Genomic DNA, 24368 nt, shown 5'->3' on the forward strand with positions numbered 1-24368 from the left:
GGTACTGACTTTTTCGACACGGCAGCCGGCATCCCTGAACCGCTCTGCCTCCGTCTTATTGAGTGATAACGTTTATTCTACACTCAGCTGAGCGGATACTTCTGCGGCCATCTCAGTAAACGCCCGGGCGGCAAAGCTCTGGTATGCATCTCTGCGCTGCATAAGCACTGCGGTGCGCGTCAGGCGCTCAGGTTTAAGCGCGATCGCGACCAGATCAGCCTGAGCAAGGGCGGTCTTTGCGGGTAGCAGCGTGGATAAAAGTGTCCTGCGGACAATTTCTATTACCGCACCGAGCGCGTTAGCCTCCATCATTACCTTTGGATGTATGCCGTGTTTACGGCAGTAGCCGTCAATCTGTTCGCGGGTCGCGAACTCTTTACTGAGCAGGACGAGAGCCTCTGTGCTGAGTGCCTGTAAACCGACCGATTCAGACTTTGCCAGTGGATGCCGGGTGCTGACCACCAGGGCAAGGGTCTCATCCAGCAAGGTGATTGCGTCAATATCCGGACTGTTCACCTCACCGAACGCGATCCCCACATCCAGATCTCCCGCAAGGAGCATCTCCTCGATGCGCTCCTGTGAAATTTCCCGCACGTTAATCATTATTCCCGGATAACGTAAGTGAAATGCCTCAATGAGCGGCCCGACCAGATAGGTGGTGAAGGTCGGCGTCACGGCTAAGCGCAGTGATCCCCGGCTCAAATCGCTCACGTCATGAATAGCGCGGGTGGCTTCCCTCAGCTCCTGAGACGCCCGGCGCACATACTGCAGATAAGCCTCTCCGGCATCGGTCAGGCGTGTTGTACGTCCCGTACGGTCAAACAACTGCGTACCCAGTTCCTCTTCCAGCTGCTTAACGAGCTGCGAAAGGGCTGGCTGAGAGACGTGCAAAGCGGCGGCAGCTTTCGTGAAGCTGAGGTGTTCTGCAACAGCCTGAAAGTACCGTATGTGACGGGCGAGCATGGCTTACCTCATAAGATTACCTGATTTAATTCATAATAAATGAGACTTTTACCTTATGTCACGCGCTGTTTATTCTCTGTTACACACAAACGACATTGAGACGTCAACCATGAAAGAGATTATTGAAGGGTTTCTGAAATTCCAGAAGAACGCTTTTCCTGAGCGCGTAAAGCTGTTCAGGAACCTGGCGAACCAGCAGAGCCCGAGAGCGTTATTCATCTCCTGCTCCGACAGCCGACTGGTGCCTGAGCTGGTCACCCAGCGCGAGCCTGGCGATCTGTTTGTCATCCGTAATGCCGGCAACATTGTGCCGTCTTATGGTCCGGAACCAGGCGGCGTGTCGGCATCAGTTGAATATGCGGTTGCCGCGCTTAAGGTCAACGACATCGTGATCTGCGGGCACTCTGACTGCGGCGCCATGACCGCCGTTGCCACCTGTAAATGCCTGGACCATATGCCGGCCGTGTCCAGCTGGCTGAAATATGCCGACTCCGCGCGGGTGGTAAATGAGGCCCGCCAGCATGCCGATCAGCCGGCCAGAGTTGCGGCTATGGTACGCGAAAACGTTATCGCGCAGCTGGCTAATATCCAGACGCATCCGTCGGTTCGCCTGGCGCTGGAAGAGGGCCGTGTAACCCTGCATGGCTGGATTTACGACATTGAGAGCGGGCGTATCGACGCCTTTGACGGCCGCACCGGTGCCTTTGTGTCCCTGGCAGACAATCCGGAAGTAAGCGCAGTTTCCACACAAGCCAGGCACGTTGCCTGAACCCCGTACGTATTTAAGGAGAAGAGACCATGATCCAGACTCAAGTAACCCAGACCGCACGTCATGCACTGACCGAGACCATCATTCTGGCAAAGGCCCGCAAAGATCTCTCCTTTGCTGAAATCGTTGACGGAACGGGCCTGTCCGAAGCTTTCGTGACGGCAGCCCTGCTTGGCCAGCATCCGCTGCCCGCCAGCGCGGCGGAAGTCGTGGGTAAAAAGCTCGACCTGAATGCCGATGAGGTGGCGCTGCTGCAGTCGATCCCGGTTCGCGGGAGCTTTGCAGAGGGCATACCGACTGACCCGACCATCTATCGTTTTTACGAGATGATGTCAGTCTATGGCCCCACTCTTAAAGCGCTGGTTCACGAGAAGTTCGGCGACGGCATCATCAGCGCCATTAACTTCAAGCTGGACATTAAGAAAGTTGAAGATCCGGAAGGCGGTCACCGTGCCGTGATCACCCTGGACGGCAAATATCTGCCCACCAGGCCTTTCTGACTTTACGTTGATTCGGCCCGGCGCCTGCATGGTGGCCGGGCTGCCTCTGCGCTTATCTCCGCCGTGCCTTGCGATGAATATGAGGACGGATGTCAATCAGGTGGCCAGCCAGCCAGCCAGCCAGCCACGGTCACGTCAGTTCAGAACTCACCAGGCGTGACGCCCATCACTAAATGAAACGCAGCAGAGAAGGTGGCCGGAGATGAAAAGCCGAGCTGCCAGGCGATCTGCTTAACGGGAACGTTGTCAGAGAGCAGGTCTAATGATGCATATATTCTGGCGCGCTGTTTCCAGGTTCTGAAGCTGAAACCCGTATCACGTAAAAAGAGGCGGGAGAAAGATCGTTCCGACATAGTAGCAATGTCAGCCATATCTGTTAAAGACGCTTCCCAGCGGTGCCTGAACATCAGCTCGTTTGCTGCACGAGATAATCGTTCATCCTGTGGCATGGGAAGTTCTGCCGATGTCAGAGGGGCTTCGCAGAGTAATTCCAGCAGTAACCGCACCATCCTCTTCTTTATCAGGCCGTTATGTACATCCGTAAAAAGCCCGGCAATAAGCTCTTTGACCAGTGGCGTCGCGTTTATTTCATGAACACAGCCACTGCGGGTGAAATCTGAACATTCAGTAATCAGGCGGTTGCTGACGTACACCGCACGCAGTTCCGTACGTGACAGAAGCCTGTATGAGTGAACCCTTAAAGGCGGGATCCAGAGCGCGCGCTGGGGTGGAATAACCCATCGCCTCTCTGCGGTTTCAACCAGCATAACGCCCCGGATCGCGAACAGTAGTTGCCCTTCAAGATGGTAATGGGGCAGATCGACCTCACCGCGCCGGTAAGTGATGGCCGTGGCTGACCAGCCCGTTTCGTCATCGTGTCTTGGCGCTTTATCCATGCTAACTGGCATTTCAGATTACCCTCTTACGTTTAACATGATCCCTGAAACGCTATCCAGGCCGGAGCTTTAACGGAATAGCGCAATTTATTTAATGAACACCAAAATTCAGGAGCTTATTCCAGTGCGGGTACATTTTATTGTGCATGAAACTTTCGAGGCGCCCGGCGTTTACGAGACATGGGCCATGATCCGTGGCCATAAGGTCACCTTTTCCCGCGTTTATGCCGGGCAGCCACTTCCCGACGATGCGCGGAACATTGATCTGCTGATCGTCATGGGCGGTCCGCAGGATCCTTCCGTTACCCTCGACGAGTGCCCGCACTTCAATTCCGGCGCCGAGCAGGCCCTGATTGCCTCTGCCGTACATTTGGGCAGAGCCGTCATCGGCGTCTGCCTGGGTGCCCAGCTGATTGGTGAAGCATTAGGTGCGGCATTTGCCCACAGCCCGGAAAAAGAGATAGGCAAATTCCCGATCGTCATGACCGATAAAGGAAGGATGCACGAACTGTTCTCTCACTTTGGCAGTACGCTTGAAGTGGGCCACTGGCACAACGATATGCCCGGACTTACGCCTGAGGCGGAGATCATAGCCTGGAGCGTAGGGTGCCCGCGTCAGATAGTGGCTTATTCCGGTTTGGTTTACGGTTTTCAGTGTCATATGGAACTTACGCCGGCAGTTGTCGAAATGCTGATCGCTAATTCCGACGGAGATTTAAATCGCGCTGCCGACTATCGTTTTGTTCAGTCTCGCAATGCGTTACGGGCCAATGACTACAGTGAAATGAACAGAGTGCTGTTCACCTTCCTTGATAAACTCGAATACCGCTACCGTCAGTCGGCGGCATAAGCTGACCGGACGAACTGGACGGCGTTAAAGAGCACGAATGAAAAAAGCCCCCAATTAAGCAGGGTCACGCACTTAATGGGGGCAAAGAGAAGCGCTAAATGGCCCGGTTCCGGTGAATTTGCGTGCTAATCCGGACGACAGCCAGCCGGGTCAGTGACCAGCCGGCAGAGCCGGCCAGCTACATGCGGCTATTTCAGGTGTTCTCTAATCCCGTAAGCGGCCTGACCAAGCGCGGCGCGTACGGCAGGCACATCACTCAGCGCGTTCAGCAGGCCATAATCATGGATCAGGCCGTTATAGCGGGTGACCGTTACGTCAACGCCGGCGGCATCAAGCTTGCGTCCATAAGCCTCACCTTCATCGCGCAGCACATCAAGTTCGGCAGTCTGGATCAGCGCCGGCGGCAGTCCCTTCAGCTGCTCGGGGGTCGCGCGCAGCGGCGAAGCCAGAATGTTATTGCGGTCGCTCTCTTTGGTGGTATAGGCATCCCAGAACCACTTCATCATGTTACGCGACAGGAAGTACCCGTTTTCGAACTGGTTATAAGAGCCGGTATCGAAATGCGCGTCAGTTACAGGCCACAACATGACCTCATAGCGGATAGCTGGCGTTTTATACTGTTTGGCCTGAAGGGCCACGGCTGCAACCATATTGCCGCCGACGCTGTTGCCGACCAGCGCCATGCGCTTGCCGTCAACGCCAATCTCTTTTCCGTGTTCGGCTACCCAACGGGTTGCCGCATACGCCTGGTTAATTGCCACAGGGAAATGCGCTTCCGGCGATGGGGTGTAGTTCACAAAGACGGCCGCCGCGCCGGACTCACTGACCAGGTCACGTACGAGACGTTCGTGCGTCGCAAAATCGCCCAGGATCCAGCCACCGCCGTGGAAGAACATAAAGACGGGCAGGGTTCCCTGCGCGTTATGCGGTTTCACGATGTTGAGTTTGATTGTCCCGCCATCAACGTTAATCGTCTTTTCGGTGACGTCAGCGGCGGGGAGTTTTGCGCCTTTCTGAGCGTTGATCAGTACCTGACGAGCATCCTGCGGAGACAGCTGCTCAATCGGCTTGCCGCCGACGCCGTTCAGCGCCTTCAGGAATTCCTGCACGTGACGCTCTGGCTGAGGTGCATCGGCAAAGCTGTTGGCTGAAACGGCCGCCATTGCGGCAGTCAGCAATATGGATTTAAGTTTCATAATATGGCCTTTAATATTGTGCTATTACATAGCTCGCTATGTAAATGGAAGCTTTAATGCCCCGGTAACAATGTTCACCTGCAAAACGGAGCTGGTTTCCCCGCTACAACCCGCTTATTTTTTTACATCAGCTGGTTGAGAAAAGGCCCGGCTATGACAGCAGTCGCGGGCCTGACGCGGGTGAATGACTTACAGACCCAGGTCGGACAGGCTTGGGTGATCGTCCGGACGGCGACCCAGTGGCCAGAAGAACTTACGATCGCTCTCTTTGATAGGCATGTCGTTGATGCAGGCGAAGCGACGCTTCATCAGGCCATCGGCCTCAAACTCCCAGTTCTCGTTACCGTATGAGCGGAACCAGTTGCCAGAGTCATCGTGCCACTCGTAAGCATAACGGACCGCGATGCGGTTACCGCCGAACGCCCACAGCTCTTTGATCAGGCGGTACTCATGTTCTTTTTTCCACTTACGGTCGAGGAAGACCTGCGCTTCTTCACGGTTATTTGCGAACTCAGCACGGTTACGCCATTTGGTATCCAGCGAGTAAGCCAGTGCAACTTTAGCTGCATCGCGGCTGTTCCAGCCATCTTCAGCAAGGCGTACTTTCTCAATTGCTGTTTCCAGAGTGAAAGGAGGAAGCGGTGGACGTACTTGTGAATCGGTCATGGTAAAACTCCTGTAAATTTTGATTTGGGTAAAAATCGTTTTTGTTACGCAGACCCGACAAAGGGTCCACTACAGAAAAATCTTTTATAACTTCTGAATTTCCGACAAGAGAGCTCACGCTGCTGGCGTTAATGCCGTTCTGAGTTCTGATAAGAAAACCGTTCTGCAGATTCCGGAGTTCTTTACCGGTATCGCCCCGTACCCTGTCTGTGGCTTAAAGGTAGAACGATCGTTCTACCTCGTCAACAGTTTTTTTTGGATAAACAATTCTGAGGGGCGCAGCTTTGCCGTAAAAACTCAATTAATTACCTGTTTTTAAAGTAATAATTAACTATTTAAGTTTATCTGTTTTCGGGCGTTAAGCAGGAAGAGGAGGGGCGTAAAATGTCGCTTGAGGGTGAATAACCTGAGTCGATAAGTATTTTCAACACCGGTCAAAACACTCAGTAAAGAATGGTGTTATACCGCGCGGAGCAAAAAATAGAGCCGCGGGATAAACAGGTTTAAACGAGCCGAAGTGCAGTCGTGAAGGTTCCCGATGGCGGTTTTTCCTTAGTAACAGAGGGCATCGAATTTTTCAGGAGTTTGAGTTTTAAACGGGCTATGCATAAGCCCGTTTTGCAGGGAGTTTCACAATCTCTTTAAAAGAAATCTGCCTTTTTATTTATTTTTCCAGAGAATATGCAAGGGGAGGAAATAGGATGAGAGAGTGGTAGTTTGATGCATGTTGTATTGATGTCTGACAGCTATTTTATTGCCATCATATTTTTAACAGACAGTTATCTGATCTTCATAAATATAAGATTATTAATAAATAGGTGTGTACGAAATGCCAGGATAACCTTCATGTTGCGGGCTGGTCAGGTTTTCCCCTTTGGCACAGCAGGCCCTGGCACCAACGTGCAACCTGCCGGCAAGCGTCCCGGGCATTTCGCGCCCGGGTTAAAGATTGTTTGCGATACTCACGTTCCGGGTGAGGCCTGTTCCAGCATCATTTTCGCAATGTCCCGCGCCTTATCTGCGGCACTACAGTCGCCCATCACGTATGACGTTGTGATAGCGCCCTCTAACAGAATCATCAGCTTTCTGGCAAGCGCCTCAGGATGTTCAATGTTCAACTGAACGCTGAGTTCAAGCGCATAATCCAGCAACTTCTGTTTGTGCATTTTGGCTATCTGCCGCACAGGATCGTCCGGGTCACCCACCTCTCCGGCCGTGTTAATAAACGCACAGCCGCGGAAGCCTTCAGACTCAAACCAGCTTTTCAGAACGGTGAACATATTCAGAATGCGCTCCTGAGGCGTGTCACCTTTATCAGACTCGGTTCTAAACCAATGCATCCACCGTTCGTCGCGCTCAGTCAGCGCAGCCGACGCCACGTCCTCTTTGTTTGCGAAATGGCGATAAATACTCTTCCTGGCAACGCCGGAGGTCTTAACCAAAAGGTCCATGCCCATTGCGTGGATGCCGTTTTGGTAGATAAGCTGCTCGGCAGTTTCCAGGATTTTTTCCCGGGTATTCGTTGTTTTCTTGTTCATGCGCTAAAAGTAGAACCAACGTTCTACTCAGTCAATGATTTTTGAAAAATTTCCGGAAATAATGACGTTCAGTCCTGAGCCGGGCATTTCCTGCAGAGAAACGTCAGAAAGCAACTATGCAGCGTAGTAGAATTCGACTCTGATGCCGCTCGGTTCGTAACACATCATGTGCATTGATGGACCTTCGCCCCGAAGGGTTGGCTCAAATTCAATCTCAATCTGATTTTCCTTTAATACCTCAAGAAGCTGATACATTGCCTCCTGACTGTTAACCCGCAAAGCCAGGTGATGGAGCCCGACGTTCGTTTTACGATCAAATTTAAGCGGCTCTTCTGTTTGCGTTTTCCAGAGCGTGATCATTAGTGAGTCATCTTTTACAAAGATGGCAGGATAATCATCGCGTCGTTTAACCTCTTCCCAGCCCAACAATTTTGTGAAGAATTCAGCACTCTCTTCAAGTTTGCTGACAGCTAAGCCAATATGATGCGCACCGTTAGTCACTGACATTTATATAGGTCTCCTCGGGTAAACGGGTTAGTAAACGCCTGGCCTGATAAGAAATTTTCTCACCCTGTATCAGCAAGTTTTGCTGTTTTTTTGAAACGCCACTGTGCTTTAAGTCTGAGATTTCGGCCGTGGGTTCAGGCTTTAACTTTAACTGGGATGCATTATACCGGATCTATTCCTGTGGATTTGACGACTGTTCGCGCAACGTTTTACCGACATTTCCGCCCGGATGAACGTCCAACAGTTGCTTCTGATCGAAACCGTTGCGCAGCATGATGTTGCCGCACAGCGCATCAAACACCGCCAGCACCAGCACAATTGAAGTAGTGGCTAACATATTAAGCGGGTCAATTTCACGCTGGATATGCGTTTTCACCACCAGCGTAGCGGCGCGGGCAATCGCTGAGTCCGGATTCTCCGTCACGCTAATAATCGTCACGCCTTTGGTTTTCAGCGTCGGCAACAGACGCGTCAGCTCTTCAGAGTTGCCGCCTCGTGAGATCAGGATCATCAGATCGTTGCTGCGCATAAAGCCCAGATCGCCATGGGCCGCATCGGTAGCGCTGAGATACACAGCCGGCTGCTCGACGCATGCCAGCATGTGAGCGATTTTTCGCGCAGCAATGCCCGAGGTGCCAACGCCCGTCACGGCAATTTTTCCCTTGCAGCCGGTGACCAGCATCAGCAGCTGCTGCCAGGTCGTGGCATTGAGATTATGCTGCAGCGCCAGTAACTCCTGGCTGTAGGTCTGCCAGCCCTGACACGCCAGGGTAAATTCCTCTTCCGCACTCATCAGGCTTCTCCCTGCATCAGCTGACGGTATTTCATGCTGTCGTGGTACATCTCATGGAAGACGCGGTATTTTCGATCGTAATACTCTTTGATTTTGTTGGTTTGTGGCGTGATGGTTTTACCGATACGGCTCATGGCTGCCATCGCTTCCGGCAACGAGTCGTAAGCGCCCGCCGCGACGGTACCCATCATGGCGCTGCCAAGCAGCATCGCTTCACTCTCTTCCGGCAACAGCATCGCGCAGCCCGTCGCGTTGGAGTGCTCCTGCACAAAGATTGGGTTTTTGATGCCGCCGCCACACGCCATCATGGTATCAATGCAGTAACCACTCTGGTTCATGGTCTCAATAATGTGACGAGTGCCGAGCGCCAGCGCCTGAATGGTGGCGAGGTAATGCAGCGCCATGTCTTCAGGGGTGCGTGACAATTTCAGGCCAGTCAGGGTGCCCGTCAGGGTCGGGTTGGCGCGCGGTGAGCGGTTGCCGTGAAAATAGGGCAGCATGTGAATATCTTTGGTCAGGAACGCGATATTCTCTGATTCGCCCGCCATTTTACGCAGAATGCCGTTCAGGACTTCGTAAATATTCTTACCGCTGTCTTTGCCCTGTTTAAGCAGATCCTGATAGCAGGGGTGCGACTGAATGACATGATCAATCAACGCGCCGGTGGTGGATTGTCCACCTTCATTTAACCAGTAATCCGGCAGGATCGCTGAGTAATACGGCCCCCAGATCCCGCTGATATAGCGCGCGCTACGCGACATCGCCATATGTGCCGTAGACGTGCCGCCAATCAGTGCAATGCGGTTGTCAAAGTCCGCGGATTCGCCGGATGCACCGCTGGCACCAAGGATGCCCAGGCTACCTGCGTGGGCATCAATAATCGAGACGCTGACCGCGGTGCCTGCGATCAACCCCATCTCTGCGGCGGCGCGCTGTGTCAGACCATGCCCCAGCGGCTCACCCATGGTTTTCACTTCGCTGCCAATTTTCGACGCGTTGTTTTCCAGCAAATCTTCCAGGCCGATTTGGCGGAAATAGCTCGGATCCCAGCGGTCTTCGTGACCGATATATGTCCATTTACACACGGTAGAACATAATGAACGTGTAGCATCCTGCGTGGCGCGCCAGGTCAGGAAATCGGGCAGGTCGAACAGATGCCCGACGTTGTTCCAGGTGGTCGGCATGTGCTGTTTCAGCCAGAGCAGTTTGGGCGTCTGCATCTCCGGTGAAATAATCCCGCCAACGAACTCCAGCACGCGATGGCCGGTGGCATTGATGCGTTCTGCCTGCGTGATGGCGCGGTGATCCATCCACACGATAATGTTTTGCTCACTGCGTCCGGACGGGCTGACGGTTAGCGGTTTGCCCTCTTTGTCCAGCACCACCAGCGAACAGGTGGCGTCAAAACCGATGCCTTTTACCTGAATCGGATTGATATCCGCCTGACTGATCACGTCTCTCACAGCGTTACAGACAGACTGCCAGATCTCATCAGAAGACTGTTCAACAAAATCGGCTTTCGGGCGGTATAGCGTGATCTCACGGCTGGCCTGGCCGAGCATGCGGCCAGTCATATCAAAAACGCCCGCGCGGCGCTGCCGGTTCCTACGTCTATGCCAATAAAATAACTCGCCATGTTCTTTCCTTTCTTAAAAAGCCTTCGCTTATGATTTTCTGTTTTGCAGAGCGATAAACAGGATCAGGACGCAACCCCAGAGAGCCATGGTCAGGTAACTGCTGACGCCCATCAGGTTCAGGCCGCTCTCCAGCATTTGCAGAACGATCAGCGCCAGTACCAGCCCGATGACCCGGCCAAAACCGCCGTCGGGATTAACTCCGCCGAGCACAGACGCCAGAATGGTCACCAGCAAATAAGCATCGCCATAGCCCGCTTTCGCCGAGTTAAATTTGGACATCATCAGTAGTGCTGCACCCCATCCGAGCAGCGCAGAGAGCACGTAAACCGCGATGGTGACTCTGTGAGTGTTAACACCGCTAAAGCGCGTCGCCTGTTCGTTGGAGCCCATCAGATACAGGCTGCGACCCAGCGTGGTGTGTTCCAGTAAGACCCACAGCAGTAGCGCCACCAGCAGGAATAACAGCAGGGCAACCGGAATGCCCAGCAGGCTGCCGTTACTGAGATACTGAATGGCCGCCGGAAAACCGGAAAGCACCGCGCCGTTGGTCAGCAGAATATTCAACCCGGCGATCAGCGTCATGGTACCGAGCGTCGCCAGAATTGGCGAAACCCCGATATACGCGATCAGCGCACCATTAAGCACGCCAATCACTACCGCCACGGCCAGTCCGGCGAGCATCGCCAGCGCGAAATATTGCGGCTGGTTAGGGTGCGCCACCAGAATGGCCGCCATCACCAGCGAACAGGCATTGGCACCGGCAATGATGGAAAGGTTAATACCGCCGGTAAGCATGGTGATCCCCATCCCCAGCGCCAGCATGCCCAAAATCGGTAACTGTGAAGCGATCGACTGGAAATTGCCGATGCTATAGAAGCTGCCGCCCAGCGTGAACGAGAACAGCACGGCAACGGCGACGGTAATCAGCAACTGCAAACGGATAATGCGGTCGCCGGGGAGGAGTCGGTTTAAGGTTGTCATGTCACATCCCCTTTGCCAGTTTGCGTTTCTCATTCCATGCGGTGCTGCTGATGCTGACCAGAATGATCGCGCCGCTGAAAACCTGATGCCAGTAAGATGAAATGCTGAGTAAGGTCAAACCATTCTGCAGAAAGGCCAGCAGCATCACGCCCAGTATGGTGCCGGTCAGCGAGCCGCGCCCGCCGGTCATACTGGTGCCGCCTAAAACTACCGCCGCCAGTACCGTCAGTTCATAACCGAGCAGGGAGTTGGGGGCGACCGACTGAGTGATTTGCGCCTGCACCACGGCAGCAATGCCTGCCAGCAAACCCATAAAACCGTAGACGTAAAAATGCAGCCGCAAAATATTCAGACCGAGACGCGACGCGGCGTCACGATTGCTGCCCATGGCGTAAATCTGGCGCCCCACGCGGGTACGATTCATCAGTACACCAGTAGCGATGATCACCCCCAGCAGGCTGAGAAGGGGCAGGGTCAGGCCATAGTCGTAACCATCGGCGGCAGTAAAGGAGAACCAGTTAATGCCGTTCATAAACCAGTCGGGGAAACCGTACAGCCAGGTGCCGTTGGTGAGATACACCAGCAAACCGTAGAACAGATTCAGCGTGGCGATAGTGATGATGATCGCCGGTACGCGCAGCCAGTAAACCAGAAAACCGTTGACCAGCCCAAGCAGCAAACCGGTCCCCATCGACATGGCAAAGGCCAGCGGGAAGCTGCCGCCGTGATGGATAATGTAACTCGCCATCACATATTGGCCGATGGAGGTGACGGCCGGGAAGGAGATATCGATGCCACCGGCGATCAGCACCACAAACAGACCGCAGGCCAGAATGCCGAGAATGGCGTAGCTGGTGGCGACGTCCGTCAGGTTACCCAGCGTCATAAACTCGCTGGTGCGGACGCTCAGACCAATCACCAACATCAGAACCAGTAATCCCAGCCAGAATTCGTGCTGTGAAAGCAGTTTCGAGAGAGATCTGTTACCCATTAATCACCTCCGCAATCTGCGCTTCGCTGCTCTGGTGCGGCGCGAACTCCGCGACCAGTTCGCCTTTGCGCATTACCAGCACGCGATGGCTGTTGTAATACGCCTCCGGGATCTCATCGCAAATCATCAGCACCGCCATGCCGGACTCCGCCAGATCGCGTGCAATACGATAGATCCCCTCTTTGTTGGCTATATCTACGCCGACAGTGGGTGAATCGAGGATCAGGATATGTGGCTGCGTCGCCACCCATTTGGCGATGGCGATACGCTGTGCATTACCGCCGGAAAGCGTCTTTACGGGTAAGTTACTGTCCGAAACTTTAATGTTCAGGTCACGGATCAGATCTTGCACCACCGACGCGGCTTTGCGGTGATCCATCAACCCTGCGCGGGTGTGCAGCTTGTCGAATATTGATACCAGCGTATTGTCATAGATGGATTGCTCCATGATTAGCCCCTGCGTCAGACGGTCTTCTGACACATAGGCGATACCGTGCCGGATAGCGTCACGGTTAGAGTGGAATTTCACCGCATTGCCGTTGATGCGGATCTCACCGCTGTCCGGTTGACTCATGCCGAACAGGCTCAGGCAGAGTTCTGTTCGCCCTGAACCGAGCAGGCCAATAATCGAGGTGATCTCGCCCTGACGCAGCGACAGCGAGATATCATGATACTGGCCCTTGCGGCTCAGATGGCTAACCTCCAGCAGCGGCGTCACCCCGGCGGGCGCCCGGTGCGGCAGGTGGCTGTAGGTAAAGCGCTGCCCGGTCATCAGGAACGCCAGCTCATTGCTGTCGAGTTCACTGGCCGGCCAGGTGCCGACCAGTTTGCCGTCGCGCATCACGCTGATACGGTCGGCCACTTCCATCACTTCATCCAGGCGGTGGCTGACAAACACTACGCAAATGCCGGCGGCTTTCAGCTCACTCACCACTCTCAGCAGGCCATTAACCTCAGTGCGGGTCAGTGATGCCGTAGGTTCATCCATGATCACCAGCGTGGCGTCAGCGGCGATTGCGCGGCATATTGCCACTAACTGACGGTCAGCGATCGAAAGCTTTTCTACTTTACGATCCGGATCCAGAGAAACTCCGACCCGTTGCATCGCCGCCACAGCCTTTTTGCGCATTGACTCGCGATGTACCCAAAAATCACCGCCCGGTAGATAACGATGAATGGCAATATTTTCGGCCACCGACAGATTGGGAAAGAGAGAGAGATCCTGATAAATAACCTGAATGCCGTACCAGGAAGAGAGCTGCGGCGTCAGGGTATGAAACAGTTTTCCGTCCAGCGTAATTGCCGCACCTTTTTCTGGCTGATAGACACCGGAAATGACTTTAATTATGGTGCTTTTTCCACAGCCATTCTGACCGGCCAGACAATGTACTTCGCCTTTATTAAGCGTCAGGCTGACATTATCCAGCGCTAATACGCCGGGAAATTTTTTGCTGATTTTCTCAAGGCTGATAAAGGCTTCAGCAGGGGCAGGGGACGTGTTGAGCGTATTCATCACAGATCCTTTAGCATACCGGGTATATTCGGGCCGGGGATATGGCTGCATCCGTTCACCCGCCTCACCAAATGATGTGATCGCAGGGATTCACGCATGTTCTGCTTTGACCCAACCCGAATTATTCAGGGTATAAATTTTTATTGTCTGATCAGAAGTTGAGATACAGCACAGCATACGACGCCGTATCTGCTTCTATTTGCCTGGTGTGGCGCGGGAGATAATGAATCTCCGGAAAATAAAATAATTAAAACGTCCGATCAGAAGCCAAGTGATTTCGCATTCTCTGGTGTGACTTCAAGAATTTTATTAAAGCGAATCACTTTTTTATCCATATCTACATCGGCTTTGCCCAGTTTTTCGATACTCAGGTCTTTGGTAACCTCTTTACCCTGAAGCAGCTGATCGGCAACCGTCACCAGGGCGTAACCGGCATCTTTCGGATCCCACAGCAGGACTTTCTTAATATCACCGCGCATCAGATAGGGCGCCGCCTGGGCTGGCATAGCGATACCGACAACCGCGATTTTATTTTTCGCACGTTTCTGCTGTACAGCCTGACCGGCACCGATCGGGCCGAGCGAGCCGAACCCGATAATGCCTTTCAGGTCAGGATAGGTTTTCATTAAATCCAGCGTAGTGGAGTAAGACTTATCAATATTTTCAGCCACCGGCAAACGTGAAGTCACTTCATGCATGTCCGGGTATTTCTCTTTCTGATATTTGATTGCGGCATCGGCCCACGCATTGTGCAATGGCACGGTCAGGGAGCCGACATAAATAGCATAACCCCCTTTGCCACCCATATCTTTTGCCAGTTCGTCCATGTTGGCCTGAGCATATTTCTGGCTGTCGATGGTTTCTACATCCCACTGGCCAATTTGCTGGTCCGGCGACTCATGCGTTAATACGATGATGCCCTGATCGCGGGCTTTTTTCAGCACCGGCTCAAGCACTTTAGCGTCATTAGGTACCACAATGATTGCGTCAACTTTTTTAGCGATTAAATCTTCAATGACTTTAACCTGCTGAGCCGGATCTGGGGTGGAAGCACCGACCTGGTAAGCGTTGACATCCAGTTTCTGCGCCGCTTCTTTTACGCCGACCTCCATGCGGGTGAACCAGGGAATGCCGGTAACTTTGGCGACGACGGCGATATCATAAGGTTTGGCGGCGAATACGGGTGTTGTAAATAACATGCATGCGGAAACCACACATGCACTGACTAATGCGAGGTTGAATTTCATTTCGTTACCTTTCTATGAGGTTCTGATAAGGGGACAGGCTACTGCTATTACATCCACGTTCAGAGATTAACTTAAGGAGATATCCCTTTTCGCAAGCTATTGAGCAGAATGTGAGCAATGCCCAAAGTTGTTAATTTATATAATTATGTATGTTAATTTAAGGTTAAAAATATCCATTTGAGAATTCATTGAGTGGGTTTTCAAAGTGTAGAGTGAGCTTTTGTTAACAAGATTAGCCTAATGGTATAACAATTATTTAACATAAAAGTGTGAGGGAGAGATTTTTCCGGCAGGCAGACCGCAGCGATGCGTTTTATTTGAGCAGAGTGTGAACAGGGTCACGAGAGCAGAGGAGTAATCGTGCGCCTGCCCTGGACGACAAGCCTGCGTGATGCATGAAATTTCCGCTAATCCTGAGCCCTTATTTCCACAGAGGGAGCTAATGAACATCGTCACTATCCATACTATGACTGGAGGAGCTCTTTGGATGATGTCAGCTTGAGTTACGGTATTTTACGTTATTGAAATATAGGTACGTGCTTAAAGGAGAAGGGTCGTGATTTCAAAAGATAATGCGGAGCATTATGTCTGGGGCGATGAGTGCGATGGCTGGTATCTGGTTAACCGTCAGGACATGTTGGTGATTCATGAAAAAATGCCCCCGGGCACTGCTGAAAAGCGACACTTTCACTCCGTTTCCAGACAGTTTTTCTTTGTGCTCAAGGGTGTTCTTTCAATGGAGTTGGAAGGTGAGATACACCATATAGAGGCTCAGCAGGGGCTGGAAATCCCGCCAGGAGCAAAGCATCAGGCCAAAAATGATACGGCGTCTTCTGTTGAATTTATAGTTATTTCACATCCGACGCCACGAGGAGATCGTTCTGACCTCCCTTAATCCTGTCGCAAATTTGCACAAAATTGTTATGTCATATTATCACCCAAGGACAGCTAACGTAGCTGAGCATGGTCCTTCCTTTTAACGTTGGCAGGTCATTCCGCAACAAATCCATCCCAGTTGCGCATGTAGTTAATAAAGTCGGGGCTGAGGCCCTGCTGCGTTAGGTAAGCGGCGCTGACGGGCAGCGGGGGCGTGATGTAGTCGGGATTCTGAAGCACCTGATGCGGAAAATCGTTCTGCAGGATGGCGGCACGGCCGATCATGACAAAGTCCAGACCGGCGTCCAGTACCTGACGGGCCCTGGCTGCGCTCATAATCTTTCCGGATGCGCCCAGCCTGACTTCTCCGCGTGGCAGGCGGGCAAAAACGTCGATTGCGCGCTGGCCGGCAAACTCCCCCTCTTCCATGACCTTGCTGATGTCCCACGGCGCCAGATCGAGATAGTCGATTTTGCCCTCTCGTAGCGCGCGCTGCGCAACGTACAGGATATCTTCAAATCGCATGCCGTAGCGCTCCAGCGACAGCCTGAGGCCAATCTGGAAGTCCGGGCGGCAGGCCTCACGAATACCGTCAATGATTTCAAAAATCAGACGGGCGCGATTTTCTGTGCTGCCGCCGTAGCTGTCCTGACGCTGGTTCAGGGTATGCGACAGGAACTGGCTGAGGATCCAGCCAAAGGCGGCGTGCACCTCGGCACCGTCAAAGCCGGCACGCTGCGCGCGGAGCGCTGCGGTGATGAAATCATCGCGCAGCTGTCTGACTTCAGCCTGCGTCAGCCCCCGGGAGGCGTAGGCTGGATTTGCGCTGGGCCCGACGGCGTAGCCCGGCAGGTTAAAGCCGGCGCGCATGCCGCCGTGGTGAAGCTGTACGGAAGAGACGCTGCCGTGCCGGCGAATGATATCCGCCATACGGGTGAGTCCGGGAAGCTGAGCGTCATTCCAGATGCCGAGCTGCCCCTTAAACGCTTTACCGTTCGCCTGCACGTTAGCAGCGCAGGTCATGACCATGCTGTAGCCGTTACGGGCGCAGCTCTCAATCCAGCGAAAATCATCTTCAGTGGCCGTGCCGTCGGGATGACTCTGCTGATTGGTGAGCGGCGCCAGCAGCAGGCGGTTAGCCAGTTCCGGGCCGCGTGGCAGGGTAAGAGGGGTAAGCAGATCGGGTTTCACTTGGTTTCTCCTGCGGTTTTCAGTGAGTTCTGTTCTGTGTTTCAGCGTGCCGAGGCGCGCTGTGGCCGGACGGCGCGAGCCAGACGCGAGCCAAAAACGTTTACCACGAGCCCCGCCATAACCAGCGCGCAGCCACACCACTGGGACGTGGAAAGGTGTTCATCCAGCAAGCAGACGGAGGCGCTCAGTCCGACAACCGGAACCAGCAGAGACAGTGGTGCCACTTTACCTGCCGGATAGACGGCCAGCAGGCGGCTCCAGAGGCCAAAGCCCAGATGGGTTGCGACAAATGAGAGGTAGATAATGCTCAGCACCGACGTGAGCGTAATGTGCTGCAGCGAGGCGGCGATAACGTCCGGTCCGTCGATGAACCACGACAGGGCAAAAAACGGTACCGGCGGAACGAGCCCGCCCCAGATAACCAGCGCCATCGGGTTCACGCCGCGAAAACGACGGGTGATCAAATTACCCAACGCCCAGCACAGCGCGCCCAGCAGCGTCAGCAGTATGGCATTTAGCGGAGCCCCGTGAGCGCCCTGAACGCTGATTAACAGCAGTCCGCCTGCGGCTATCAGCAGGCCGGTCAGGCCCGCCGGCGTCATTTTTTCTTTCAGCAGCAGTGAGGCCAGAATAAGCGTGAAAAACGCCTGTGCCTGCAGTACAACTGAGGCAAGGCCCGCCGGCATACCCTGTTTAATGGATTCGAATACGAAAGCAAACTGCCCCATGGAGATGGTCAGGCCGTAAGCGATGAGCCAGCGCCAGGGTATTTGCGGCCGGCGGAAGAAAAAAATGGCCGGAAACACAACCAGGGCAAAGCGCAGCGCGCCCAGTAGCATAGGCGGCACGCCTTCCAGGCTGATTTTACTGACGACAAAATTCAACCCCCACGCAACGATAACGACCAGCGCAAGCGCAAAATCTTTCAAAGACATATCTACTCCGGCCAATAGTGACAACGGTCCATGTCAGAAACTGAATGCGTCCGGCAGTCTATTTGTGACATTGTTTGTTGTCAAATATGTTTCAGTAATGAGAATGGCAGTCTGGTTAACTGAAAAGCCGGATCAGTAACATGATTAAAGGGTGGTGAATTTTTTTGACATCAAATCATGTCATATCTAGCATTGCGGTCTACGCTACAGGAGGCGCTATGAGACAGTATCGCGGCAATTCCGCTGAAGAACGTCGGCTGGAAAGACGGGAAAAGCTGCTGCATGCGGCAGCACGTATCTTTGCCGAGCGCGGCTTCCACAATGCAACCGTAAGGGCAGTATGCGAAGAAGCAGGCCTGACGGAGCGCTACTTTTATGAAAGCTTTCAGAACAGCGAGGCGCTTTTCCTCGCCCTGCACCGTGAAACCAGCCAGCGGATCATCGGTATCATTCGGGATGTACCTGTTAATACTGCTGAGCCCGACGTTCAAATGCGTGAGATGCTCGGGCGCTTTTTCAATTTTTTCACCACCGATCCTGACGATGCGCGCATGTTTGCCGTTGAGGCCGTGTACATCAGCCCGGTAGCCCGGGAGGTGTGCAAAAGCTGGCGTGAAATGCTGGGACAAATCCTGCTGCAGACGCTCAACCCCGGGCGTAGCGTGACGGAAAATATTGTGTCAACAGCGGTAGCGCGGGGGCTTCTGAACATCGCGGTGGACTGGATGGAAGACGGCTTTTCGCGGCCGCGCAGTGAGATTCTTGAAGCAGGAATGCAGCTGGTCAGCGTACTTAAAAAAGGCCGGCCGGAGGGTAACGCCTGACGCGCCGGCAGATCACCGGTAAAAGAAGGAGAGCTGATGAACCATGAGTGGCAGAAAGCGGGCCTGACGGCCGATGAAAAGGCCAGCCTCGTGCTGGCGCAGATGACGGAAGATGAGAAATACGCCTGGCTGTCAGGGCCGATGGCGATCCCGATGAGTAATGAGCCGCTGCCTGAAGGCGCGATAGGCTCAGCTGCTTACTATCCGGGCATTCCTCGCCTGGGCATTCCGGCCATGCAGCAGACAGACGCCAGCCTTGGCGTTACAGCTCTTGGCAATGTTCGTCCGGGCGATAATGCCACTGCCCTGGCCTCGGGCCTGCTGCTGGCTTCGACCTTCAGCCCTGAGATGGCCGAACAGACCGGTGAGCTGGTCGGGCGGGAGGCGTTTGCCAAAGGCTTTAATGTTCAGCTGGCAGGCGGCGCTAACCTTATCCGCGAACCCCGCGGCGGCCGTAACTTCGAGTACCTCTCTGAAGATCCGCTGCTGACCGGCATCATGGCAGGTCACTCGGTGCGAGGTATTCAGTCGCAGCACGTGGTTTCAACCGTCAAGCATTTTGCCCTCAACCCCCAGGAAACAGGGCGGGTGGTCGTCAGCTCCGATCTGAGTGAAGCCGCCATGCGTGAGTCCGATTTGCTGGCGTTTGAGCTGGCCATCGAAACGGGCAAGCCAGGCTCGGTAATGCCCGGCTATAACCTGGTCAATGGTGACTGGGCTTCTGAGAGTGCCTGGTTGCTTAGTGATGTTCTTAAGGGAGACTGGCAGTACCCTGGCTGGGTCATGTCGGACTGGGGTGCCACCCACTCGGCAGAAAAAGCCGCGCTCGCCGGACTGGACGTGCAGTCCGGTGCCAATCTTGACGAAGAAGTCTGGTTTGGTGAGCCGCTGAAGAGAGCCGTGGCGGAGGGGCGTGTACCGCAGAACCGTATTGATGACATGGTGCGCCGCATTCTGCGCAGCCTGTTTGCTGTAGGGGCCGTTGAACACATAGCCCAGCCGCATGGTGATATCGACTATATGGCACACCGGCTGATCGCGCAGCGTGAGGCGGAGCAGGGGATCGTTCTGCTTAAAAACGCGGACGATGTGCTGCCGCTGGCGCGCGGTGCCCAAAGATTGCTGGTGGTGGGGGCACATGCCGATCACGGCGTGTTGGCAGGCGGCGGCTCGTCCTGCGTCACACCGGTGGGCAGTCTGCGTCTGCCGGGCGTTAACTTTATGGGCATACAGACGGACAAGGTCTACCAGCCATCGTCGCCACTTTATGCAATACGCGCAGAATCGGGCGCAGCAGACGTTGAGTATCTCAGCGGCGATAACCTTGCTGAAGCCGTCAGCGCCGCGCGCCGGGCGGATGCGGTTATCGTGTTCGCCGATGAGTGGCGGTCCGAAGCGCTGGATTCGCAGGGGCTGGGACTTAGTGATGCGCAGAACACGCTGATCAAAACGCTGGCAGCAACGCATCCCAAAACCATTGTGGTGCTGGAAACCGGTGGCCCGGTGACGATGCCGTGGCTTGATGCAGTACCGGCGGTGCTGGAGGCCTGGTATCCCGGCTCCGGTGGCGGTGAGGCGGTTGCCGGCGTGCTGTTTGGTCGTGTAAATCCGTCTGGCCGGCTGCCGGTTACTTTTCCGGCCTCTGAGGCGCAGCTGCCGCATCCGGAGCAGACCGATCCGGCCAGCACAACCTCCCTGCCGGGCACGCCCGTTAAAGGCGGTATCATCCATATGGATTACGACGTGGAGGGCTCAGACGTTGGCTATCGCTGGCACGCCCGCACGCAACAGGTGCCGCTGTTTCCGTTTGGCCACGGGCTGAGCTACACCACCTTTGAGTATGGCGAGCTGCAAGTCACCTCCGATGGTAAAAAGCTCACCGCCTCGTTCAGGGTCACCAACAGCGGACATCGCGGCGGTGCAGACGTGCCGTTGCTGTTTGTCGAGCCGGATGACAATCACTATGTGCCGCGGCTTGCCGCGTTTAAACGCGTGTATCTGGAGCCGGGTGAAAGCTGCCACGTTGAACTGGATCTGGAGCCGCGAGTGGTCGCCAGCTGGAATGAACCAAAACATGCCTGGACCACCAGAGCGGGTCAGTACAGAGTACTTCTTTGCAAAACGGCCAGCGACGCCGTGCTGCACGCAGTAGCCGGGCTGGCTGCGTCAGAAATACATTACTGATTTTTCCACGGGCAGGAATAAAACAGAGTTCAGTTCCTGACGGCATGACGTAGCGCATGTGTCAGTGCACTACGCCATACCTGTTGTATTCGTAAGGTTATGCTTTCCTCTTATTTTCATGGTTTGCCAGTTGCCGGATAAACTCTTCAGCTGAACAACGTTGTTGTAACGCTTCCAGTAACAACTGCTGTTGAGTTTTTGGCACCAGGCCATTCAGCGGCGGATCGGTATCAAGGTTGGTCGGGAAGGAGTAGCCTTCACCGCTTGCTGCCACGAGCGCCTGTAACTGCTCACCGCTTAAGGCTTTATTCAGCAGGCAAGGATAGATGGCTTCCATCACTTTGACGTGATTTACCCTTTCCATTGTTTTGCCAAAGGCAGATGAGACCTGCAGTAAATTAGCCGTACGCACGTGGTCCTGCGTGGTGTTATTTCCCGCAGCATGGAACAGCGCCGGATTGAAGAACAATCCGTCGCCTTTTTTAAGTGGCAGCTGAATGGCATGCTGCTGGAAAAACTCAATAAAACGCGGATCTCGCCATGCAAGATAGCCCTCTGCATACTGCTGCGACCACGGTAAAAGCTGGGTCGGCCCTGATTCTGGCGGCATATCACTGTGCGCGACCGCACCCTGAAGTGTCAGGTACTGTGACAGAATCTGCAGCGGCAGCGGGAAACGGGCGACTACCTCATTGAGCTGAAATCCGAGATGGTAATCCCGGTGCGGCTGTTGCGCTTTACCGCCCGGACGAACCTGGTTCACCTGTGCCGTCATTTCATAGCCGGGGCCGACCCAGGCTTCGCAAATCAGCGCCAGCAAGGGATTGCTGTAGTATTCGATGAATACATCGGCGTCACGCTCTGCTACTTTTTGCAGCGCATTCCAGATACGGCCATTGCTGCCAGCTTTGGCAAAGTGGTCGCCACCGCCGCCATTTGCTGCTTCACTGACGAGAATATCTTCAAACACGCTATTGCTGCGGTCTATAACGGAGACGTCGCTGTATAAGTCCTGGACCACGAACACGCCCGGTCCGGCAGACAATGCCTGATGCAGCTCACATAACAAGCTTTGACGATCTGTAGCTGCTGCGGCCAGCAGATCTTCACGATGGTAGATCAGCACATTTTTATCGGCGGAACGTGCCAGGGGAAAATCGTCTTTACGCAGCGTTTGCGCGCACAGCGTAGCGAACTTATCAAGGGAGAGATGGCTGTCATTGATAAAGAGAGTGTTCATTTTTACCTCACAGAGTCAGAGCATGTGATGGCTGAAAGCCACCGTTGTCGCCGCAGCCCACCACGCTTTGGTCGAAGTCGATCACCGCGCCTGTCATCATTCCTGACTCCTCAGAAAGAAGAAACGCTACGCTACGTGCGACTTCGGCTGGCTTCAGCAGGCGCCCGAACGGTTGTTCCTGCTCAGCTTTGCTAAGCCAATTCTCATCAGCATCATGATATTGCCGCTGAATATCGTGCTCATGTGGCGTGTCCATCCAGCCAATATTCAGACCGTTTACCCTGATACGATTGCGCATGACGCTGAAAGCCACGTTTTTGGTCAGCGTGACCAGCGCGCCTTTGGATGCGGCGTAGGCTGTCAGGAAGCTCTGGCCGCCATGAGAAGTCATGGTAATGATATTGACAATGCTGCCTTCAACGCCTGTGGCAATCATCAGTTTGATCGCCGCCTGCATCAGAAAAAACGGCGCGCGAATGTTGACCGCCATAATTGCATCAAACAATTCCGGAGAGGTGTCGAGGATAGTGCCGCGATCGGACATACCCGCACAGTTCACCAGCCCATGCAGCGTGCCAAACGCCGATTCCGCTGCTGCCACCACTTTTCTGCAGGCTTCTGCTGAGCTGATATCCGCTTCAACAAATATCACTTCACACCCGGTATGGCTGAGGAGTTCTGCCTGTTCACGTCCGGCTTTCGCGTTACGCCCGCAAATCACTATGCCCCGCGCTCCACGCTTTACCAGCAGGTGGGCAACAGCGGCGCCCAGTCCCTGCGTTCCGCCGGTAACAACAAACACTTTATTGTTGAAACTACTGTTTTCACTCAGGTCCATTTGTGGTCCTTTTATATTGAGGTGATCCAGGGGTTGTCTGCTTGCTTAGCCTGACCATAGCAATTACATTCAGTTAACAATACGCCTACATAACCTCAAAAAGACCTCAATTCATGGCAAGGTCATTCTCTGTTAAACAGATCGCCGCTCAGTCTGGCGTCAGTAAAGCTACGGTCGACAGAGCGCTGCACCAGCGCGGCAGTGTGAGTCCCCGTACTGCCCGACGCATTGCTCAGGCCATCAGCGATCTGGAATTACAGCAGCGCGCCAGCCTTGCAAGTGGTCGCACACTGCCGATCGATCTGGTGATGCATGCGCCGGAACGCTTCAGCTCACTGACGGTGGCAGCGCTGCTTTCTCAGCTTAAGAGCTTTGCGCCTTTCCGGCTGACGCTGCGTTGTCACATTTTTGAAGAGGTGACGCCTGAAGCATTGCAACGCGAACTGCGTCGCTGCGGCAATGACAGCTACGGTGTACTGCTCAAAGCCAGCGATCATCCGTTACTTGAGAGCGCTATTGCAGAGCTGGCGGAGCTTAACGTGCCGGTGATTACACTGGTTACTGACCTGCCAAACAGCAGTCGGGTTTGCTATGTGGGAATGGATAATATCGGTGCGGGACGAACAGCAGCATGGCTTCTCTCCCGATGGCTTTTGAAAGAGGCGCAAACGGTCGCGGTAGTGATCGGTAGTACGGATTTTCGTGGAGAAGAACAGCGCATGGCGGGCTTCGTTCAGGCGCTAAATCAGCAGGCACCCTATCTGAAGAACCTGGCCGTCAGTGAAGGATATGGTATCGATTCGCTGACTTTTACACAGATGCGCAACGCGCTGGAAAAAGATCACTCTATCCAGTCTGTTTACAGCGTGGGCGGGGGCAACAGCGCGATTCTACAGGCTTTTTCAGTAATGCAACGCGATATAAAAGTCTTTATTGGTCACGATCTGGATGAGGAGAACCGCAGACTGCTGGCTGCGGAAAAAATGGATGCGGTGATTGATCACGACCTGAATGAAGACGCACGATCGGCCTTTAGCGCAATCCTGCGTTTTCATGGTTTTTTGCCGGAGACAGAGGATGAAATACCGTTATCACGCGTGATTGTTGTAACGCCTTACAACATCTGATGCATTGATTGATAAGCATTGAAACGTTGAGCTTAGTCGTTAGCATATTATGCTCGTTTGCATTTTTATGGCCCTATTTCATCGAATATTGACCTCAGCGCGACTC

22 protein-coding genes and 1 pseudogene are annotated in these 24368 nt (G+C 54.0%); 7 read left to right on the forward strand and 16 right to left on the reverse strand.

Annotation, left to right across the window (positions count from 1 at the left end):
• Positions 1-72: 72 nt before the first annotated feature.
• Positions 73-963: a transcriptional regulator CynR gene (gene cynR / locus HA48_RS14565; RefSeq protein WP_128601963.1), complete on the reverse strand. Its 891-nt coding sequence runs from the start codon at positions 961-963 to the stop codon at positions 73-75.
• A gap of 109 nt (positions 964-1072) precedes the next feature.
• Here cynR and HA48_RS14570 point away from each other — a divergent pair, with 109 nt between their 5' ends.
• Entirely contained in the window at positions 1073-1732 is a 660-nt protein-coding gene (locus HA48_RS14570; protein WP_128601964.1) for a carbonic anhydrase, read from the forward strand.
• 29 nt (positions 1733-1761) lie between these two features.
• Positions 1762-2232, forward strand: a complete 471-nt coding sequence (cynS, locus tag HA48_RS14575) for a cyanase (RefSeq protein ID WP_128601965.1) — start codon at positions 1762-1764, stop codon at positions 2230-2232.
• Positions 2233-2372: 140 nt separating this feature from the next.
• Here cynS and HA48_RS14580 read toward each other — a convergent pair whose 3' ends face one another.
• The gene (locus HA48_RS14580; protein WP_128601966.1) at positions 2373-3140 is read right to left on the reverse strand and encodes an AraC family transcriptional regulator; all 768 of its coding nucleotides are present in this window, start codon (positions 3138-3140) and stop codon (positions 2373-2375) included.
• Positions 3141-3252: 112 nt separating this feature from the next.
• Here HA48_RS14580 and HA48_RS14585 point away from each other — a divergent pair, with 112 nt between their 5' ends.
• The gene (locus HA48_RS14585; protein ID WP_128601984.1) at positions 3253-3978 is read left to right on the forward strand and encodes a type 1 glutamine amidotransferase; all 726 of its coding nucleotides are present in this window, start codon (positions 3253-3255) and stop codon (positions 3976-3978) included.
• Positions 3979-4166: 188 nt separating this feature from the next.
• Here the strand turns inward: HA48_RS14585 and HA48_RS14590 are convergent, their stop codons facing one another.
• From HA48_RS14590 to HA48_RS14635, 10 genes and pseudogenes are all read right to left on the reverse strand, one after another.
• A complete protein-coding gene (locus tag HA48_RS14590) occupies positions 4167-5174 on the reverse strand; it encodes an alpha/beta hydrolase (protein ID WP_128601967.1) in 1008 nt (335 codons plus the stop codon).
• 189 nt (positions 5175-5363) lie between these two features.
• Positions 5364-5840 (reverse strand): nuclear transport factor 2 family protein, encoded by a 477-nt coding sequence (locus HA48_RS14595; RefSeq protein ID WP_128601968.1) that lies wholly within the window; start codon positions 5838-5840, stop codon positions 5364-5366.
• Between the two features lie 962 nt (positions 5841-6802).
• Positions 6803-7378, reverse strand: coding sequence for a TetR/AcrR family transcriptional regulator (locus HA48_RS14600; protein ID WP_128601969.1), 576 nt, complete (start codon positions 7376-7378; stop codon positions 6803-6805).
• Between the two features lie 114 nt (positions 7379-7492).
• Positions 7493-7885, reverse strand: a complete 393-nt coding sequence (locus tag HA48_RS14605; RefSeq protein WP_128601970.1) for a VOC family protein — start codon at positions 7883-7885, stop codon at positions 7493-7495.
• Between the two features lie 172 nt (positions 7886-8057).
• A complete protein-coding gene (locus HA48_RS14610; RefSeq protein ID WP_128601971.1) occupies positions 8058-8678 on the reverse strand; it encodes a KpsF/GutQ family sugar-phosphate isomerase in 621 nt (206 codons plus the stop codon).
• A pseudogene (locus tag HA48_RS14615) lies at positions 8678-10314 on the reverse strand (FGGY-family carbohydrate kinase). The gene HA48_RS14610 and the pseudogene HA48_RS14615 overlap by 1 nt, the downstream one beginning before the upstream one ends.
• Before the next feature lie 28 nt (positions 10315-10342).
• Entirely contained in the window at positions 10343-11296 is a 954-nt protein-coding gene (locus HA48_RS14620; protein ID WP_128601972.1) for an ABC transporter permease, read from the reverse strand.
• A gap of 1 nt (position 11297) precedes the next feature.
• Positions 11298-12287, reverse strand: coding sequence for an ABC transporter permease (locus HA48_RS14625; RefSeq protein ID WP_128601973.1), 990 nt, complete (start codon positions 12285-12287; stop codon positions 11298-11300).
• Positions 12280-13800, reverse strand: coding sequence for a sugar ABC transporter ATP-binding protein (locus HA48_RS14630; protein ID WP_128601974.1), 1521 nt, complete (start codon positions 13798-13800; stop codon positions 12280-12282). The genes HA48_RS14625 and HA48_RS14630 overlap by 8 nt, the downstream gene beginning before the upstream one ends.
• Positions 13801-14060: 260 nt before the next feature.
• Positions 14061-15047, reverse strand: a complete 987-nt coding sequence (locus HA48_RS14635; protein WP_128601975.1) for an autoinducer 2 ABC transporter substrate-binding protein — start codon at positions 15045-15047, stop codon at positions 14061-14063.
• 556 nt (positions 15048-15603) lie between these two features.
• Here HA48_RS14635 and HA48_RS14640 point away from each other — a divergent pair.
• On the forward strand, positions 15604-15942 hold the full coding sequence (locus HA48_RS14640) for a cupin domain-containing protein (protein ID WP_128601976.1): 339 nt from the start codon (positions 15604-15606) through the stop codon (positions 15940-15942).
• A 95-nt stretch (positions 15943-16037) separates the two neighbouring features.
• Here the strand turns inward: HA48_RS14640 and HA48_RS14645 are convergent, their stop codons facing one another.
• Positions 16038-17114 carry an NADH:flavin oxidoreductase gene (locus HA48_RS14645; protein WP_128601977.1) on the reverse strand — a complete coding sequence of 359 codons (1077 nt, stop codon included), beginning with the start codon at positions 17112-17114 and terminating at the stop codon, positions 16038-16040.
• A gap of 41 nt (positions 17115-17155) precedes the next feature.
• Complete coding sequence (locus tag HA48_RS14650) at positions 17156-18049, reverse strand: EamA family transporter (RefSeq protein WP_128601978.1); 894 nt, start codon at positions 18047-18049, stop codon at positions 17156-17158.
• 164 nt (positions 18050-18213) lie between these two features.
• Between HA48_RS14650 and HA48_RS14655 the strand changes: the two genes are divergently transcribed.
• Both HA48_RS14655 and HA48_RS14660 read left to right on the forward strand, forming a co-directional pair.
• The gene (locus HA48_RS14655; protein WP_208613135.1) at positions 18214-18873 is read left to right on the forward strand and encodes a TetR/AcrR family transcriptional regulator; all 660 of its coding nucleotides are present in this window, start codon (positions 18214-18216) and stop codon (positions 18871-18873) included.
• Between the two features lie 36 nt (positions 18874-18909).
• Complete coding sequence (locus tag HA48_RS14660; RefSeq protein WP_128601979.1) at positions 18910-21057, forward strand: beta-glucosidase family protein; 2148 nt, start codon at positions 18910-18912, stop codon at positions 21055-21057.
• Positions 21058-21154: 97 nt separating this feature from the next.
• On the opposite strand, the gene HA48_RS14665 is transcribed toward HA48_RS14660, so the two are convergent.
• Both HA48_RS14665 and HA48_RS14670 read right to left on the reverse strand, forming a co-directional pair.
• On the reverse strand, positions 21155-22297 hold the full coding sequence (locus HA48_RS14665) for a phytanoyl-CoA dioxygenase family protein (RefSeq protein WP_128601980.1): 1143 nt from the start codon (positions 22295-22297) through the stop codon (positions 21155-21157).
• A gap of 7 nt (positions 22298-22304) precedes the next feature.
• Entirely contained in the window at positions 22305-23135 is an 831-nt protein-coding gene (locus HA48_RS14670) for an SDR family oxidoreductase (protein WP_128601981.1), read from the reverse strand.
• Positions 23136-23248: 113 nt separating this feature from the next.
• On the opposite strand from HA48_RS14670, the gene HA48_RS14675 reads away from it, so the two are divergent.
• Positions 23249-24262 (forward strand): LacI family DNA-binding transcriptional regulator, encoded by a 1014-nt coding sequence (locus HA48_RS14675; protein WP_128601982.1) that lies wholly within the window; start codon positions 23249-23251, stop codon positions 24260-24262.
• Positions 24263-24368: the final 106 nt, after the last annotated feature.

Origin of the sequence: Pantoea wallisii (assembly GCF_002095485.1) — a bacterium.
GTDB lineage: Bacteria > Pseudomonadota > Gammaproteobacteria > Enterobacterales > Enterobacteriaceae > Pantoea > Pantoea wallisii.

What these genes read in the sequence shown, in the direction of transcription:
- cynR (WP_128601963.1), bottom strand. Translation starts at nt 963, where the DNA reads ATGCTCGCCCGTCACATACGGTACTTTCAGGCTGTTGCAGAACACCTC.
- HA48_RS14570 (WP_128601964.1), top strand. Translation starts at nt 1,073, where the DNA reads ATGAAAGAGATTATTGAAGGGTTTCTGAAATTCCAGAAGAACGCTTTT.
- cynS (WP_128601965.1), top strand. Translation starts at nt 1,762, where the DNA reads ATGATCCAGACTCAAGTAACCCAGACCGCACGTCATGCACTGACCGAG.
- HA48_RS14580 (WP_128601966.1), bottom strand. Translation starts at nt 3,140, where the DNA reads ATGCCAGTTAGCATGGATAAAGCGCCAAGACACGATGACGAAACGGGC.
- HA48_RS14590 (WP_128601967.1), bottom strand. Translation starts at nt 5,174, where the DNA reads ATGAAACTTAAATCCATATTGCTGACTGCCGCAATGGCGGCCGTTTCA.
- HA48_RS14595 (WP_128601968.1), bottom strand. Translation starts at nt 5,840, where the DNA reads ATGACCGATTCACAAGTACGTCCACCGCTTCCTCCTTTCACTCTGGAA.
- HA48_RS14600 (WP_128601969.1), bottom strand. Translation starts at nt 7,378, where the DNA reads ATGAACAAGAAAACAACGAATACCCGGGAAAAAATCCTGGAAACTGCC.
- HA48_RS14605 (WP_128601970.1), bottom strand. Translation starts at nt 7,885, where the DNA reads ATGTCAGTGACTAACGGTGCGCATCATATTGGCTTAGCTGTCAGCAAA.
- HA48_RS14610 (WP_128601971.1), bottom strand. Translation starts at nt 8,678, where the DNA reads ATGAGTGCGGAAGAGGAATTTACCCTGGCGTGTCAGGGCTGGCAGACC.
- HA48_RS14620 (WP_128601972.1), bottom strand. Translation starts at nt 11,296, where the DNA reads ATGACAACCTTAAACCGACTCCTCCCCGGCGACCGCATTATCCGTTTG.
- HA48_RS14625 (WP_128601973.1), bottom strand. Translation starts at nt 12,287, where the DNA reads ATGGGTAACAGATCTCTCTCGAAACTGCTTTCACAGCACGAATTCTGG.
- HA48_RS14630 (WP_128601974.1), bottom strand. Translation starts at nt 13,800, where the DNA reads ATGAATACGCTCAACACGTCCCCTGCCCCTGCTGAAGCCTTTATCAGC.
- HA48_RS14635 (WP_128601975.1), bottom strand. Translation starts at nt 15,047, where the DNA reads ATGAAATTCAACCTCGCATTAGTCAGTGCATGTGTGGTTTCCGCATGC.
- HA48_RS14650 (WP_128601978.1), bottom strand. Translation starts at nt 18,049, where the DNA reads ATGTCTTTGAAAGATTTTGCGCTTGCGCTGGTCGTTATCGTTGCGTGG.
- HA48_RS14660 (WP_128601979.1), top strand. Translation starts at nt 18,910, where the DNA reads ATGAACCATGAGTGGCAGAAAGCGGGCCTGACGGCCGATGAAAAGGCC.
- HA48_RS14665 (WP_128601980.1), bottom strand. Translation starts at nt 22,297, where the DNA reads ATGAACACTCTCTTTATCAATGACAGCCATCTCTCCCTTGATAAGTTC.
- HA48_RS14670 (WP_128601981.1), bottom strand. Translation starts at nt 23,135, where the DNA reads ATGGACCTGAGTGAAAACAGTAGTTTCAACAATAAAGTGTTTGTTGTT.
- HA48_RS14675 (WP_128601982.1), top strand. Translation starts at nt 23,249, where the DNA reads ATGGCAAGGTCATTCTCTGTTAAACAGATCGCCGCTCAGTCTGGCGTC.